Origin of the sequence: Vibrio sp. YQ_11 (genome assembly GCF_043103065.1) — a bacterium.
GTDB classification, from domain to species: Bacteria; Pseudomonadota; Gammaproteobacteria; order Enterobacterales; family Vibrionaceae; genus Vibrio; species Vibrio parahaemolyticus.
In genome coordinates, this window is record NZ_JBICJM010000043.1 from 99,894 (window position 1) to 113,224 (window position 13,331).

Here is a 13,331-nt window from a genome sequence, read left to right on the forward strand (position 1 = left end):
AATTAGCGATAAATAATGCCTATTGTGATATTTCTCAAAAGTATTACATAATGTATATTCTAATGTGTTTTGGTATGGCGGTGGCTGCAATGGATGATGGAAGACAACCTTCAAAGTATGAATTTGAGAAAATGGTTCAGAAATCTAGAAGGGAAGCTAAAGTGCTCATTGGTCAAATGGAGCACTTAAAGAACACCCCGGATGAAATAGTTGAAAGTTGGCTTGATGCGGTATGTTCTCTTTGTAAAGCTAACCCAAACCGTATATTGAAATTCGCAAAAAGGCTGTCAAGCTTTGCTGCATCAGAAGTAGGTACTTTGGTGCAGGGCTTACGAAACTTACGCTCCAAATATGTAAATGAGATTGGTTTTAGTCATAACGATGTTGAAAGCCTAGCTAGATCAAAGTTGCTTCTTGAGCATCCTGTTGCTCCAAAAGGACCAAAGTTAGGTGGTTCCTTAATGGAGAAATACCTAATCGAAGTTTATGTAGCAGGTTTAAAAGAGCAGTATTCTGTAGTTAAGGTTAGACAGGACTTAATGCAGAAATTGTCTGAAGTCTCGGGTATTGGCACTGATTTTGATGTATCTATAGAACCAGAATTGATAGTTGAATGCGATGGGAAGATCATTCTTGTAGATATCAAATCTCCATCACAAGAGTCATTTAAAGCAACAAAGTACTCAGCACCGTTGGAATATCAATGTTATTTAAACATTGGTTATGACATAGCGAGGAATTTAGAAGAACCAATCCATTTTGATGAGGTAAAACTCGCAATATATAACCATGCTGAAAGAACGGTAGAGGAAGTTAACGTCGAGGTAGATGAAGCGCTAATTGATGAAATTTATGAAGCGATAGCATTCTTTAAACCTCATATACTAAGAGGCGTAGTGCCAGCAACATCACTATCACACCTTGAAATCAAATCATCCAATGATATTCCCGATGATCTTCTTTCAAACATATCCAAAATGAATGTCATAAAGTTAGCTATTAGCGCGTTATCAGATGAACTTTCAGACGTAGAAGCTCAAGTTAACGCCAAAACTGAGCTAATGCAAAAATCACTAGATGGAAACCAGTTCAAGATAGATATTGGTCCTTCAAATATTCGTGGTCAAATTAACCGTATTTTAGATAAGCAAGCGGCAGTAGGGTTCCTATTAAATAACCGCCCTGCCACTGAACATGCAGAAGTATTTCAAATCAAGAATAATGCTGCCAAACTTGAGAAAGAACTTATCAAACACCTCGGTAAAGAAGGAATATCTCATTTCTTTGAAGAAAAATACGAAGTGAAAACAGCATTGACATTGGCAAAAAGCGGAAAGCAATTTGATTTAAAACAGAACCTGAAGCATTCCTTGGCTGGATCTTTAAGTGAATTTATTGAAAAAGCAACAATTGAAACAACTGCTTCAAATGAACAAATGAGCTTAAGCGTTGCTCAAAAGCAAAAGTGGGATTTGCATAGCTTAGCTGAAATTCTAACTACTTATCACGATGCTTCTGATGTCGCTGATAAGACAAGATCCATGCTCGAATCACGTATAGAGTCGTATCAACAAAGCTCGGATTTTGTATTAGCGGGTAGTTGTGACAAAAGAGTAATTGAAGCAAATCAAGACCTACAAAATCTAATTGATGTTGTGAGGACGAGTGTTCTTACTGATGAAATTGAAAGCGTATCCCCAAAGGTAAAACAAGCTGTAGAGCAAGCTGAAGCTGAGTTAAATGAAGAAAAGCCATACATTGAATTACCTAGTAAATCAGAAGATAGAACCCCAAACTCGGGACCAAGACTTATCACGCTTTAGAAGGAAACATAAATAATGGCAATTCCACCATATCTAGCTAAGTTGGGTGTCAAATTTATTGCTAGCCATTTAGGGAAAAAGCTCCTTAAGTTAGGAGTAGAAAATGGATCGCGACGACTTGGTAAAATCGCTAATTCACTCTTGCCATCAGATAGCCCATATTTAAAAGGTAGGGACAATGCTGCAACTTCATTGCCTATGTCTGCCATGTACGCACTTTTGCATAGTACTCTTTTGAAGCCAAACGAAGACAGGACATATGGTTGTGTTAAAAACCCAGCCAAGGTAGTGCCTTTTGATATAGAAAAAACCATAGAGGAAACGCTAAAAGAAAACCTCGGTGAGAATGCTGAAGAGAAATATAGTGCTGTTTTCAATGCCCTGAATAAAACGCCATTTGGTCAAGCTATACCGAGCGATGTGAGGGACGCACTAAATGATATGTCGAAAAAGGTTGCATCAAACCCAAATCAACAAAATCTTTGTTCAACAGTGTTGAGAGGGATCTCAAGTAATGTTGCTTCATCAATTGCCGGGAGACAGGAGACAACATTGACGCCACAAGAGTTGGATGAAATGGAACGCTACCGAAAACAGTTTGAGGATATGTCTCAAACGCCAGCATATCAGCGCGGTGCAATGAAGATGAAACCAGACTTAAGTCAATAGGGGGGCGTATGGACAACCAAGTACCTTTTGAGCAAAAAATGCAGCAAGTAAATGTAGTGCTTCAAATGATGGAGCCATTTTATAAAATTTTTGAATATCAGGACTTGATAAAGCGATTAATGAGTGAGGGTGTTATGTACATGCTTCTCATGTCGGAAATGAAGCTTGAGATGACTAATGAGTTCTTTGAAGCAAACATGGAGTTTTTAGAAACGAAACGAAATACTGAGTTAGCAGTGGATAATTACATCAAAGATGTACTTACGTTTATCCACGCTCATAAAAGCAAGCAATCAAAGGGGAGGTAAGCTTGAGCAATAATTGGTACTTAATGGACGTTGATGTTGTTGACTGCGTAGGTAATAGTGAAGCCTTAAATGTTTCATTTTCAAAAGAGTATATTAATACGGTGAGCCTTGACAGAATTAAGGTTATTTTTTCGTATGAATGTATACCTGAGAACCTAGAATTACCCTCGGTCCCAAATCTGAACGGTATTTTTATTAAGCTGCGTGGTCAACGGGCGTACACAGAACAGTTCGATGAAGATAAAGAAGATTACTTAGCATTATTAGAAAGAAATATGCGCGATTATGGCTCATTAAGTTCAGGTCAAAAGGTTAAGCTTCGCCAGGTATTGGCTGAAAATTCAAGCTTGAACTTACAAAAGGCAATAGCTTAACGCCTAATTAACCATTTCATCATCAATATCTATATCTAAGACTTGGTCCTCCCCCATCTGCATCATCTTTGAATCTGTTTGAGATGGGGAGTGCTGACTATCGGTCTTTGACCCACTTCTAGAAGGCACTCTTTGCCAGCCATGAACTTTCTTTCCGTAATTCCTAGTAGCTTGTTCCTCATTGGAATGACCCATTGAAGTGGATATTTCTGTTTTTGATTTGTCCGTAGCCTTAGCGTTTGCAGCCCATTGAGTTCTACCTAGTGAAAGTGAAAACCTTCTACCTACAGCCTTGATTGAAGCGGTTCCAAGGAGATTTCGTTCGGTATTGTAGATGTCCTGATAATCACTCAACGTCCGACGCTCTCGATAACTGGATAAAAAGTTGTCGATGAATACTAGGTCATGGAAAGAACAGTTGTCTAAAGGTATATGTCTGAATTCATCTTGAGCGCCACTTTCAATAGCTTCTTTCGTTCTGTTATTTTTTATCGTGTTTTTTACCTTTAGAAATGGCTCTGTATTTGAGTGTGAAGGCAGAACCAATGTTGCGCTTTCCAATTCGTTTGGGCGACAGTTCGTTAGTACGTTGAATTCTAGCCAAGAAACCGCGAACTTGTAGTTAGGGTTTGTCCGGGCATAGCTTCTTAAAATGTAGATATCATCAGGCTTTAGGCTTCGAGCTTTCTTTCCACTGGTGGACTTACTTTTTATGTTTGCTGGAACACCTTTGGACTCCTTTAGCTTTAGTAGGGCACTTCGTAAAAGGTCATCATCAAGAAACTGATTTTTAAGTCCGTAATTTAAAATCTTTGTAATAGGGGATTTTACAGCTCGGTAAGAAGCTGACTTTAATACGCGAGATTTAACTACCACTAAAAAATCAGCAATTTGGACCCAATCAGAGAACTTACCTGTTAGAGCGGGTGTGTGACTGTCATCCTCAAATTGTCTAATCAAACTAGTTACTTTCTTTTGATAGTCAGATCCCAACTCATTCCAAAACTTATTGTCTTGGAGGTTGCCGCTATCTCTAAGAATGTGCTGAACAAGTATGTCGCATTGATGGTTGACTGGTTTTTCGTTCAAAATCATACTTTGATTGATTCGATATTATGATTTAATTAGTATATCATAAAATGTAATAGCAAAGTCACACGGAAATGGAAATGTCACCAAAATTGAAATGGTCGGTAGTCGCTGCGATAGCACTGTTGCAAGGGTGTGCGAGTAATCCAAAGCAAACTGAATTGGAAAAAGAAAAAATTGCTTTACAAAAGAGTTTGTTAGAAACCCTAGAAAAGTATTCTGCGAAAGCAATTGAAGCGAAGGAAATGACGCTAACGACTCAATCTGCATTGTTGCAATTGGATTCCACACCAAGTGATATCTACAAAATCACGCAAGAGCGATTAAGGTTTGCTCCTGGTCTGGATAAGCCCATCTCATTTCGGGACATACAAACTGATGTCAAAGATCCATTGAAGCTCATCGCTGATTTAACCAATTATGAAATCGATTTCGGTTCACGACCTGCTCATACAACGGTATGGGTTACATTAGCGAAGGGACAGCGTAGTGCACAAGATTGGATCTATGATATTCACGACCAAGCAAAAGGTCGAATTAGTATCGATATATACCCAAACAAAGACGCTTTATCTATGAATGGAACCGCTGAAATGGGAGAGATGAAAAATGGAAAAATTTTCGTTTCATTCAACACTTCTAACTAAATCATTACGCAGTGCACTTTGCTCATTTTGTCTGCTTGTCACTACTGCAGGAATTAGTACATCATCGTCTGCGAATTCAAATATTTATGATTATTTCTTTGAAATCGAGCAAGGCAACTTCGACGAAAATTCAGAATACACTACTAAAGGACGTTCTAGTTTTGCTGGCGAGAGCCTAATGACTCGCGGTATTGCTCAAGAAGCTAGATCAATCGGGATGCAAGCAGGAAAGTATTGGGCGCAGCAAGAATTTAAGAAAAATTTAGCTGGTGATTTATCAGGGTTGAGTGCAGAAGATAAAAGCCTATATGAACGCTTAGATACGATTTATGACATTTCTCCGTATATGCTGCGATACAAACAATACTATGTAATGCCACCAGTAGTAACGGAGTCAAATGGTCAAAAGAGATATAAGGACTCGAAGCATCAAACATTTTATATAGCAGATAGAGCGTTTCACATCAGAAGCGAACCTAGATTTGTAGATGCCATCCCGACTTGGCGTGACTATGTAAGGTTCAATGCAAAAAAACCACAGCTATACTCAAAAAATCTTTTACCTTCAAACCCAAAACAAAAAGAAGAGTGGCAAAAGAACTTTAAATCAGGATGGCACGACGGCGTTGAATCGGCAAAGTTAAACCTAGATTTACAACTGGCAAGGTTTATTTTCGATTCAATAGGCATTCAACGATATCATATTCTTCATAGTGCAGGATATATCACAGCGCCTGAGTACAAAACCTCTTCTCACCCTGTCTCTGGTGATGACGATTTAATGTACATAGGGAACAAATGGGTATCAATATCAGTAGTTCCCAAGCTTGAGCATGATTTTCGAAAATGGCGTGTAATACCAGAACTTCCTGTATTGGAGGATTTGTTACCTGTCAGATACCATCAAATTCTTCAATACGGAACGGGGCTATAGTTATGACAGACTTTATGCCTGATTTCCTCGCGACAGTTGATAGTCCATTGCCTCAAAATGGGGGAGCAAGCAGTGTACCTACTGAGTCAGTTGGAACTGATTCAATGGAATTCGCTGCTATCATTGATGAAAAAGCAAAATCATCTCACAAAAAACATAACGATGATGACTTTAGCGATCTCTTAAATGGCTTACCTGCTAGTGATTATCCAAACCTAGCATTCATCACTCCACGCTATTATCGCGACCCATTGATCCAAAACCCGGAATATATCGAAATGTGTAAGTCAGATATATTTATGGGTCATCAGATTGATACATTGCTAAGGATAATGGAGCAAAACGGTAAATTTGATGATGTGATATTCTCTAGTGGAGATTTTACCTACCGCAAAGCCAAGAAGGAATTGATAAAGCTTTTCCATCGTGGATTTATGCGTAACGAAATAGAAGAAATTATTCGTCATATGTATCAACAAAATGGCGATAAAATCATTAACAAAGTACTTTCTCCCGGTGAAGATTACGATGATGCGTATGGTTTTGAATATGACCCAGGAGAAAATCAGCCGACAGTTAGATTCAGATACCGAATAAACTTAAGTGCATATCAAGAAACGTCGGGACGCACTGGTCTTTCACTTACTATGCGACGGCTAACTACGCGACCGCTTACCCATGAGCAACTAGGTACAAGTGACTTCATCGTTAGGAACTGTACTCCCAAAAGTGGTTTGGTTTGTGTGGCTGGTGAAACAGGTTCCGGTAAGTCTACACTTTGTGCCGCTATTGCTACTCAAATTCGTCAAGATATACATAATTCAAGACTGATGCTGACCTATGAGTCACCAATTGAGTACATTCTTACTGAAATTGAAGGACCAAATCCAATTAGACAACATTCTGTGGGAGAGTTTGGTCACTTCACATCCTTCTATGATGGATTAAGAAACGCCTTACGTCGAACCCCGGAAGTAATTTACTTGGGTGAGTCTCGTGATAGAGAGACATTTATAACATTACCTAAAATCGCAGAGTCTGGGCATATGGGATTAACAACACTCCATGCCGATAGTATCGTTTCGATCTTTTCACGAATTGCTAATGAAGTAGGTGGTGATAAAGATGCAATTATTCGTTCTATTGTGAACACTGCGCACCTTTTTATTGTCCAGTATCTTGCAAAAAATGGCGAAGAAGTTGTGCCAATCCAAGAGACATTGCTATTTACTCCTGAAGTAAAGTCGGAAATATTGAGCACAGAGGGTAACTTGTTAAATGCGATACGCAAGGCAGTAGAAACTCACGGTCAGACAATGTTATCACACGCTAAAGAGTTGTATGAAAGTGGAAAAATACTTAAGTCTACTTTTAATCATATAGCTGAAACTCATGGGGCTGATGAAAATGGCTGATTACAAGCTCGATGAAGACTTCGAAATGAACCCTGATAAAACCTATTGTTCTAACACGAAGAAAACAGTCATTTTTTGGGGATTTCCCATTATTTTTTGGGTGGTAGTTGGACTTCAGTCTTTTATTTTTCTACTCCAATTATTTGTTCCGCTAATCAACTTTATTGGACTTTCAAAGTTCATTTTTATAATGGTTGTTCAAGTCGTTGTAGTTCGGTTTTGTATGCGTAAACGAATTACAATTTTTGACTTGTTCGGATTCCTACTAAGAAAAAGGTCTGCAGTGTACTACCCAACACCAAGAAGCAAGCGCCACACCCGCTCAATGTTAAAAGGTAAGGACTATTAATCATGAATAGGCAGATTGAGTCACATACTAACTTGCCAAAATGTGGAATGTACTTAACAACTGGCTCCCGACTTCCTAAAGGTCAGTTGATAAATCATTATTTAGCAGATTTGTTAATCAGACATCATACGAGAGATTCATTGAAATTAGTCAATATCTATGACAAACGATCAAACTCCACATTTGATAAGCAACTTACAGAGGACGCGAATAAACCAATTGTGATGAACCTTTCAATTGGAAAGTTTGGTGATTTTCAAGATTTAGTCCATGCATTGAAATTCAGTCAAGAATTATCATGTAGCCATATCATGCTCTCGATAGATAAGACGTTAGATAGTGATGAATTGGAGCTAGTGTCATATCTAAGTAAGTCAACAGTTGTAGTCCTTGGCGTTAGGAACGCTTCAGCGCATGAATTCGTTTCTGATGTAGTTCTCGACCCATCAATACCTTTGGCACTTAAAAAGCAAATTCTAGCACAACTAAAACTATCAATTTCAACAGCAAGAAGAACCCAAACTCCTGTCGACAAGATAGATAAGCAACTGGATATTTTTGAGATTACTACATCGTTCTCTAAAGGTGTCAAATCGGTAGTCAGCCACAACGACTTGGCTTCATATGTTTATCACCAATTCGGCATGGTAATCCATAGCGAAGAAAAGTTTTCGATAGACAGTTTGAAAGAAGCTGTTTAATTCAAGGAGTCAGTACGTGAAAGTAATCTTAATTTCTAGCTTAATAGCCCTAAGCTTCAATGCATCAGCAGCGGTAACAATTCATGAAGCTGTATCATTTTCAAATTCTTCTGATAAAGGCGTAGTCGCAGACTCTACAGAGATCGTCAATGCGAGAGGTAGAAACATGCCTTTGGACGTGGCATTAGAACAGATTGCCCCAATGATGCAAATCTCATTTACCAACCCAAATCTTAAAGATATGGGGATTAATTGGCGTGCGGATACAGAGCACTTCACGAATGTACTGAGCAGAATCTCAAGGCAATACCCAATAGACTTCGTTGTAAACGAAAGTGCAGAGACAATTTATGTAGATGTTGATAAGGGACAATGTACAGCCCACCGAGAGCTAAAGCTCAATGAAATGGCTAATGCATGGCATGAACTGAATATCTCCGATCAACCCATTTTACCACCTGTACTTTCTGTTCAGGCAGACCTAGCCGGATATTTATATCGGTATTGCTAATGTTTAAGCTCACTGCATTATCTTTGTTAGGCATTACGCTCCAATGTCATGTAAGTCTTGCGAACGCAAGCGGTTCTCTCGATCCCTTTAGTAATGCATTTTTTAAAAATCATGAACTAGAGAGGTCTAACTCACTGCAACAACGCAAGATTGTTGGTAGTGATGTTATTCGAAATAGGGAAATCATACTTTCTAAAACATTATTGAAGCGCTATGCAAAATTTGCAGATTGTATGGTTGAAGCTAGCGAATATTTCGAGGTGCCGGAGTGGTTGATTTATGCAATTGTATATCATGAAAGAGGACCAATCGGAGGATCTTTGGTGAATCCGAATACAACAAAAGATCATGGTCCATCAGGCATAAATGATGTTCGACTTCTAGATTATCGCAATATGGGAGTAAGGCTAACAGCAGAAGATATACGTAAAGATCCATGCGTTGGCATTAGGATGACAGGTCATCTTTTGAGAATTGAATATGATGAGCTAAAGCCGTCAGAAAAGGACTGGATGACAGCAGTTGGAAACTACCATTACGATAAGAGGGGTGACTATCCTAGACATCATTACAAATACAAAAGACACATCTTAGATGCATTGCAAGTTTTTAAACGTACCATCGAGTCAAATCAGTAGTTAAAGCCGCTTACCAAGCGGTTTTTTTTCGTTTAGATGCCCTCCTTTTTTGAAATGAACCAACTTCAACCTTTCATTCTTTACAGATTCAATTTAATATATATACAATAAATATCATTAATAGAATGGACACGGAATGAGTAATAGAACAAAAATCATTGCGCCTATTGTGTTATCAGCTATCACTCTTGCACCCTCTGCGATGTTTCCGGTGTTAGCCACTCCAAGCTCGAGTGCGAACTATATAGAGAATGGGACACATAAACAGCATCACTCATATGGCTTTGAGCAATCAAATTCAGTACTTCTAGGCTCTGGGTGGGATGTGCGTTTTGCTGATAATCGATTTCGTGCATTTCCTGTCCGATATTCGTCATATAAGCATGAGCCACGATGGAGCACTATCTACGATAAGTGGGGGCAGCTTTACGGCGTTGCAGTGTTGGTTGATGTCCGAAATAAAACTCTTATCACTGCTTGGGCAGATGAGTTTAAAACCGCTGGTTTACATTACGTTCATACAAATGTGCGTCACGAAGTAGAGCGTTATGGATGGAATGAACTAATCGCTCTAACAGAAACCAAGCAACTTGAGTTTAACCACCAGCGTCGTCTAGAGAAGCAAGATGCTCTAAAAGACCAAGCTAAATTCTACGAAGAAGAACTAGCCTTAGCGAAGCAAGCCATTAGAAAAGAAAACATGAGAGCAGAGCGTGCTCGGGACCAAGTGGTATTTGAAACTGTTCGAAATGTTGAAAAGGATTATGAACTTCGACGAGCGCGGCTACAGAAAGCATATGCTCAAAAACAATTGGAACTATCAGAATTAAGGCGTATTCACGAAGCTCAATATCGTCAAGACACCGAAGCACTACAAGAGTTCTATGACAACAAAGTTGCGACTCAAAACGCTATGGTAGCCAAGACGCTTTCAGACTTACAGGCTCAGTATCAGTTGGATTCAAGGCAGCTTGAATTAGAACGATCCGATTTAGTAAATATGAAGTCGAAACTTGCGGCTAAGTTTTCTGAATATGAATCCCAACGTAAGAATGCGGAGATTTCCCAGAATAAATTTGAGCAACTTAAGTCAATGTTGGAGACTGAACGCGCTTACATTGAGACTCAAGAAGAAGCTTTAGTGCAACGTAAAGCTGAACTCGAAAGCGAATATAAAGGTCGTCATGCCAAGCTAGAACTTGAAATTGAAAAACGTACTGATGACCTGATGCAAGACATTGCCTCTCTTAAACAAGATCTCGCGGATGACAAGCAGCAATTCATTATTAAGACACAACGAGATTACGATGAACGAGTAGCGCTTGTAAATCAACGCGAAGCAGAGTTGGTCAAACAGGAAAAACTAGTTGCAGAAGTCCGTCAAAAATACTTCCCGGAATTTGAACGTCAATTACTTGCAGGTAATGGTGAGTCAAAGACGAGAAATTACTTAAAACGATACTGGCGTTACCAGCTTGATTGGAACGATGAGTACATCAATGACTCCAAAATCCCTTCAATCGAGTATACAAAAAATCTCAACTTTACTGGGAATAGCCTCGAGGCTGATTTAGTCAAAATGATTTGTCACCTGGGGCAGCACACTCCTGATACTTCAATCTCTGCAGTGATTGAGCCTGAAGACAACTACGTTTCTATACGCTTTGACACAGTAGATAGAGTTGAACGCAATAAATTCTTAAAGTTGTGCAACGCACAAGGATAGCAAATGATTAAGTTAAAATACTTTCCCGTACTTGTAGCTGTAACACTCTCAGCTACATCACATGCGAACTTAGTGACGATTGCTTCATCATCACCTCAAAGCGGTGCTGCATCTAAAGTTCAAATTTCGGATGGTGGAGCGGTCGATGAACCGTCTTCAAGCTATGATTCTACGAGTTATGCTATGCCTCGGACAGCTTTGAAGCTGAAAAAAGATGTGGCGTATGAATACTTAGAACTAAACATTACAAAGTCACAAAGATTAAAAGTTCTTGATGATGGGACGATTCTTTTCACTGTTTATCCAAAGACGTTGGAACAAAATGCACGCGATCTACTTGCTCACACAAAAGGTGCCAATCTTTGGGTTCCCAAAAACTTTCCTAAAGCGTTACGTATGTTTAATAGCTTTCAACTCCAAGGTGATGACGTACTGGACATTTTGGACCAGATGATTGCGCCATTCTATGACAAAAGGAATGTAGTCGGTGACTACTACCCAAATAAGGTCGTTACCTTACAAGTCGGAAACTAAAAGGAATTTACTGTGAAAATTAAGTATATAGCTTTTGTGGTAGGCGCTGTTTTGATGTCAGGTTGCCAAACTCTTAATGGTGATATTAACCAGAAGCAAAAAGAAATAACTAAGTTTGTTGATGAGGAAGTCGATCTAGCAATTGATATCCGAGATAACGTCCAGCGTCGTTACCGTCATATTCGCCACAATAAAAATATTTTTGTCCCACCAATTGAAAATGAAGACCTTATTAAACCTAACTGGTGGTTCGACGAATTCGATATTGGTCGCGGTCGTAAAATTCCGTTACTCGATGCAATCAATATGGTGATGAGTGATCGGTCTGTAAACATCAAGTATGAAGATGGTATCGATAAAAGCCTCTTGGTTTCATTTCATGGTTCGACGGTTGGGAATGCTCTTGAGTCAATCAGTCACGCATCAGGTTACTCATTCGCGATTCAGTCGGATAATGTCCTTACTTGGAGTAAATTCCAAACTAAGTCATTTAAGATTGCAGCAATCCCATCTACGTTCAAATTTGCCTTGGGTAAACAGCAAGGGGCTTCGTCATCCACCAATGAAAACGTATCGTCAGGTGATGAATACGCAGCAGCTAATTCTGAACTAGATCCATTAAACGAACTGGTTTCTGAACTCAAAACATATTCTAGTTTTCGAAATGTAATTTCAAAGGCAAATACCGATGAAGAAGGTATTGCTTCAAGCGAGTCTGAAATTCCAATTTTCTTAAACCGTTCTGCTAGCACGATTACAATTCGTGATGTTCCACATGTTGTAGAGCAAATGGCTCAAATCATAAAGGAGAGAAACCAGTTATATCGCACTCAAGTTGAAATGGATGTTGAAATAATTCAAGTCAAACTTGATAACAAAGCGATTGACTCATTTGATGTTCAACTTGCTATAAAAGAATTGACCTCTAAGGGCATCTCATTAGCTGCTGGTGGTGTGGGTGAAGCTGGCGACCCCTTCACGTCTCGTTTTTCTGGAACAGAAGCGACGTTCGGTATTGGAGGAAAAATTAACCGGGGTCGTGCATCAGGGACAGGTGCGTTGATAGAGCTATTGAATGAAAAAGGGTCGGTGACAACTCGCACGATGCCTCGTGTTATTGCTCACCACAACTCTATTGCTAAATTACGTGATCTTGACCGAATCAAATACATCGAAGAACGTTCTACCACATCAACAAGTAATGTAGGCGTAGAACAGAGCATTAGCCAAGCTGATTTGGACGTTGGATTTTCTATGTATGTTGTTCCGACCGTTTATGAGTCAGATGTTTCAATTGCAATGGCAACCAACTTGTCTAACTTAATTGAGCTTGTACGAAATGGCGATAGCGGGATTCCGACTGATAACGGAACTGCTACTTATGTTGAAAGTCCTTATACAACTGACAAAGACTTTTTCAACCGCTTCACAGTAAGAAGTGGCGATACCGTCTTCTTTGCAGGGTTAAGCCGTTCTAATAAGCAGATTCGAAAAGCGAATGCTGGTATCGATGCGTTTGGATATAACGACTATGCCGAAAATGAGCGCGTAGAAACGATCATCGCTGTTACACCTCGAATCATTCGCCCTAGTGCCATTTAAAGGGGGATTCG

At 39.3% G+C, this 13,331-nt stretch carries 14 protein-coding genes; 13 read left to right on the forward strand and 1 reads right to left on the reverse strand.

The features are described 5' to 3' along the window. Window positions 1-74 precede the first annotated feature (74 nt). Genes ACF8EG_RS16450 through ACF8EG_RS16465 form a run of 4 tightly spaced genes read left to right on the forward strand, consistent with a single transcriptional unit; the run spans window position 75 to window position 3,174 of the window. Window positions 75-1,823, forward strand: coding sequence for a hypothetical protein (locus tag ACF8EG_RS16450; RefSeq protein WP_258486577.1), 1,749 nt, complete (start codon window positions 75-77; stop codon window positions 1,821-1,823). 15 nt (window positions 1,824-1,838) lie between these two features. Further along, window positions 1,839-2,492, forward strand: coding sequence for a hypothetical protein (locus tag ACF8EG_RS16455; RefSeq protein ID WP_176311736.1), 654 nt, complete (start codon window positions 1,839-1,841; stop codon window positions 2,490-2,492). 8 nt (window positions 2,493-2,500) lie between these two features. Beyond that, the gene (locus ACF8EG_RS16460) at window positions 2,501-2,800 is read left to right on the forward strand and encodes a hypothetical protein (protein WP_138937626.1); all 300 of its coding nucleotides are present in this window, start codon (window positions 2,501-2,503) and stop codon (window positions 2,798-2,800) included. A 2-nt stretch (window positions 2,801-2,802) separates the two neighbouring features. Then, the gene (locus ACF8EG_RS16465) at window positions 2,803-3,174 is read left to right on the forward strand and encodes a hypothetical protein (protein ID WP_176311737.1); all 372 of its coding nucleotides are present in this window, start codon (window positions 2,803-2,805) and stop codon (window positions 3,172-3,174) included. A gap of 3 nt (window positions 3,175-3,177) precedes the next feature. Here the strand turns inward: ACF8EG_RS16465 and ACF8EG_RS16470 are convergent, their stop codons facing one another. Beyond that, complete coding sequence (locus ACF8EG_RS16470) at window positions 3,178-4,263, reverse strand: hypothetical protein (protein ID WP_138937624.1); 1,086 nt, start codon at window positions 4,261-4,263, stop codon at window positions 3,178-3,180. Between the two features lie 80 nt (window positions 4,264-4,343). Here ACF8EG_RS16470 and ACF8EG_RS16475 point away from each other — a divergent pair, with 80 nt between their 5' ends. The 9 genes from ACF8EG_RS16475 to ACF8EG_RS16515 all read left to right on the forward strand — a co-directional run bounded on the left by ACF8EG_RS16475 (window position 4,344) and on the right by ACF8EG_RS16515 (window position 13,320). After that, on the forward strand, window positions 4,344-4,910 hold the full coding sequence (locus ACF8EG_RS16475) for a hypothetical protein (RefSeq protein ID WP_025767437.1): 567 nt from the start codon (window positions 4,344-4,346) through the stop codon (window positions 4,908-4,910). Continuing rightward, window positions 4,873-5,844 carry a type IV secretory system conjugative DNA transfer family protein gene (locus ACF8EG_RS16480; protein WP_025767438.1) on the forward strand — a complete coding sequence of 324 codons (972 nt, stop codon included), beginning with the start codon at window positions 4,873-4,875 and terminating at the stop codon, window positions 5,842-5,844. Before ACF8EG_RS16475 ends, ACF8EG_RS16480 begins: the two co-directional genes overlap by 38 nt. A 2-nt stretch (window positions 5,845-5,846) precedes the next feature. Further along, on the forward strand, window positions 5,847-7,259 hold the full coding sequence (locus tag ACF8EG_RS16485; protein WP_258486562.1) for an ATPase, T2SS/T4P/T4SS family: 1,413 nt from the start codon (window positions 5,847-5,849) through the stop codon (window positions 7,257-7,259). A gap of 351 nt (window positions 7,260-7,610) precedes the next feature. Beyond that, complete coding sequence (locus ACF8EG_RS16490; protein WP_258486552.1) at window positions 7,611-8,309, forward strand: hypothetical protein; 699 nt, start codon at window positions 7,611-7,613, stop codon at window positions 8,307-8,309. Between the two features lie 16 nt (window positions 8,310-8,325). Next, the gene (locus ACF8EG_RS16495; protein ID WP_138937621.1) at window positions 8,326-8,820 is read left to right on the forward strand and encodes a hypothetical protein; all 495 of its coding nucleotides are present in this window, start codon (window positions 8,326-8,328) and stop codon (window positions 8,818-8,820) included. Then, the gene (locus ACF8EG_RS16500; RefSeq protein ID WP_138937620.1) at window positions 8,820-9,458 is read left to right on the forward strand and encodes a lytic transglycosylase domain-containing protein; all 639 of its coding nucleotides are present in this window, start codon (window positions 8,820-8,822) and stop codon (window positions 9,456-9,458) included. Before ACF8EG_RS16495 ends, ACF8EG_RS16500 begins: the two co-directional genes overlap by 1 nt. Window positions 9,459-9,594: 136 nt before the next feature. After that, a complete protein-coding gene (locus tag ACF8EG_RS16505; protein WP_258486550.1) occupies window positions 9,595-11,184 on the forward strand; it encodes a hypothetical protein in 1,590 nt (529 codons plus the stop codon). Window positions 11,185-11,187: 3 nt separating this feature from the next. Further along, window positions 11,188-11,718: a hypothetical protein gene (locus tag ACF8EG_RS16510; RefSeq protein ID WP_138937618.1), complete on the forward strand. Its 531-nt coding sequence runs from the start codon at window positions 11,188-11,190 to the stop codon at window positions 11,716-11,718. Window positions 11,719-11,730: 12 nt separating this feature from the next. Further along, window positions 11,731-13,320: a type II secretion system protein GspD gene (locus tag ACF8EG_RS16515; RefSeq protein WP_180208846.1), complete on the forward strand. Its 1,590-nt coding sequence runs from the start codon at window positions 11,731-11,733 to the stop codon at window positions 13,318-13,320. The last annotated feature ends 11 nt before the right edge of the window (window positions 13,321-13,331 follow it).